The organism is Myroides marinus (genome assembly GCF_900109075.1).
GTDB lineage: Bacteria > Bacteroidota > Bacteroidia > Flavobacteriales > Flavobacteriaceae > Flavobacterium > Flavobacterium marinum_A.
This window is the reverse complement of sequence record NZ_FNYS01000048.1, coordinates 1-2357: the sequence shown is the minus strand read 5'-3', so window position 1 is coordinate 2357 and position 2357 is coordinate 1. Positions and strand designations below refer to the sequence as shown.

Here is a 2357-nt window from a genome sequence, read left to right as displayed (position 1 = left end):
GTATGCACCTGAGCAAGTACATCTTGTGATATCTAATTATTCTTCTACATTATCCAGGATAAGTTTCTTGTAATTATGAGGATATAAGTCAGCGATATTCTTGTGGTTGATGGATTGAATATTTTCAAGAACATACTTTAGCCATTTATATGGATTAATGTCATGCTTTTTGCAGTTAGCAAAAAACGTATAGGCCATAGCTGCTCTTTGTGCTGCATCATGAGAACCGGCAAAGAGATAGTTTTTACGACCAATTGCTACAGGTCTGATTACATTTTCAACAAGATTATTGTCTATCTGCAAGTTTCCATTGTGTAAGTAATCACTTAGATTACTCCATCTTTTTTGAGAGTACGCAAAAGCTTTACCTATTCTACTTTGAGGTAAGGTAAGATTCATCTGAGCAATCATATATTTACCAAGCTTGTTGATGATTGGTAAACTTTCATCTAGACGAAGTTCTTTGATTTGGTCAGGAGCTAAGTTTTGTTCTTTAGCTTTTCTCTCTATAGCATATAACTTCTGTATTTCTACTAGTACATGTTGAGCTCTTGTTTTATCATTGTCTAAAGCTCTTTCAAATTCACGACGAGCATGTGCCCAACACCCCAGATGTGTAACATCTGACTTGTTTCCATAGGCTTTGTATCCACTAAACCCATCAGTTTGCAGATATCCTTTGAAGTTTTTTAATATAGGTAGTGCAGCGCTACTGGCACGAGTAGGACTGTAATTAAACATTACAAGCTTGGATATAGGTGCATGATACACCCAATAGTAGCCAAGATGAGTTTTGTCTTTCTTTTTCTCATCTAAGACTTTGATGGTGGTTTCATCAACTTGGAGATAACCTTCGTTTTTGATGTCCATCACTAGCTTTTGGTATAGTGGTTTTAAAGCATCCATACTTTGAGCTACCCAACCATCTATTGTAGAAGAAGCTATATCGATGTTTTCTCTTGAAAAGCGTTGCTTCTGTCTATAAAGAGGAAGATGATCTACATATTTATCGACCAATATTGTAGATAATAATCCCTCTGAAGGGATTCCTTTATCTATAATTCGCTCTGGAAGCTCACCAATATTAATTTGAGTGTTGTCTTTACCTTTAGTAGCGTATTTATATCGGATGTAACGCTTGATTTTAAAGTAACCTGGAACATAATCTAACACATCTGTAGTTTCTTTACCAATGCAAATCATATCAGATAAATCTCCCTCAGGATGTATTTCTATTTCTTCTACGGGTAAATGATCTGGTAGTTTAGCTCGTCCTGGATGTTTCTTTTTCTCACGAGAGTAGGTAATCTCTTGTTTGATTACTTCTTCTTGTTCCTCTAAGACTGCTTGTTCAACATCTAAAGGTAATTGAGTTTGATTGGGATCCTCAAAACGTTCTCGGCTTTGACCGAACTTCATGCGCTCAAGTAGCTTTACACGATATTCCAGTTCTGTATTTTTTTCTTCTAGTTTAGAGGTCTTTTCTTCTAAGCTAGTAGCTTTCTTCTCTAACTTAGTATTTACTTTTTCTTGTTTGGAAATAGTCTTTTGGGCTTTGGTTAAAAGTGCCAAAAGTTCTTGTTTCGATAAGTTTTCTAAGTCTATTTCCATGAAGTAAATATACATCAAAAACCTTATTTATACAAGGATTAAGGCTGTTTTATCTCATGGAAAACCGCCTTTTTTGACTACTTTTTATCACTTGTATTCCTTCAATCATAAGTACCAAATCACTCCAACTGATTTGAGTCCGATTATGAATAGGAAAAGCAAAAGTACCTTGTTCTAATCGCTTGTGATATAACACAAAACCACCTGTTTCCCAGTGTAAGAGTTTCATCTGATTACATCGACGATTGATAAAGACGTAGACACTTCCATTATGAGCGACTTGATTAAGCTCGTTTTGAACAAGACCACATAGACTATCGAAACTCTTGCGCATATCACAAGCTGATTTATACAAGTAGAATTGATGGCTACTACTCAGACTAAACATTACACAAGGTTTACTAATGAATAGAGTTCACTTAGGTCTTTCGTTTCTAAACGTAACTTCACTCCATTAGGATAGACAATCTCGTATTGTTTACCATCTGTTTTTGATGTTTTACTTATTGCTATAAAGTTACTTGAGCCTTCTTGCTCTGTTTCACCCTTAAACTTTACTACCCAATAACTAAATGTCGCTAGCTTAATTCCAACACTTTCACAATACTTTGATTGTGTCAATCCACTTGCTTGCCAATCCTCTACATGAGAGTACATAATTTCTTGTTTGCTCATCTCTTTATTATTTAAAGCAAACTTACTTCCTTACATTATATTATGAAACATGCACTTGCTCGGGTGCATAC

At 35.2% G+C, this 2357-nt stretch carries 3 protein-coding genes; all 3 read right to left on the bottom strand.

The window, feature by feature from the left end:
• Nucleotides 1-36: 36 nt before the first annotated feature.
• From tnpC to tnpA, 3 genes are read right to left on the bottom strand one after another with little or no spacing between them, the layout of a single operon-like run.
• Entirely contained in the window at nucleotides 37-1611 is a 1575-nt protein-coding gene (gene tnpC, locus BMX53_RS18830) for an IS66 family transposase (protein WP_074748516.1), read from the bottom strand.
• 49 nt (nucleotides 1612-1660) lie between these two features.
• Entirely contained in the window at nucleotides 1661-1999 is a 339-nt protein-coding gene (tnpB, locus tag BMX53_RS18825) for an IS66 family insertion sequence element accessory protein TnpB (RefSeq protein WP_071307249.1), read from the bottom strand.
• On the bottom strand, nucleotides 1999-2286 hold the full coding sequence (gene tnpA, locus BMX53_RS18820; protein WP_074748513.1) for an IS66 family insertion sequence element accessory protein TnpA: 288 nt from the start codon (nucleotides 2284-2286) through the stop codon (nucleotides 1999-2001). The genes tnpB and tnpA overlap by 1 nt, the downstream gene beginning before the upstream one ends.
• Nucleotides 2287-2357 lie beyond the last annotated feature (71 nt).

Excerpts from the sequence above, each read along its gene's own strand:
- tnpC (WP_074748516.1), bottom strand. The coding sequence starts at position 1,611 with ATGGAAATAGACTTAGAAAACTTATCGAAACAAGAACTTTTGGCACTT.
- tnpB (WP_071307249.1), bottom strand. The coding sequence starts at position 1,999 with ATGTTTAGTCTGAGTAGTAGCCATCAATTCTACTTGTATAAATCAGCT.
- tnpA (WP_074748513.1), bottom strand. The coding sequence starts at position 2,286 with ATGAGCAAACAAGAAATTATGTACTCTCATGTAGAGGATTGGCAAGCA.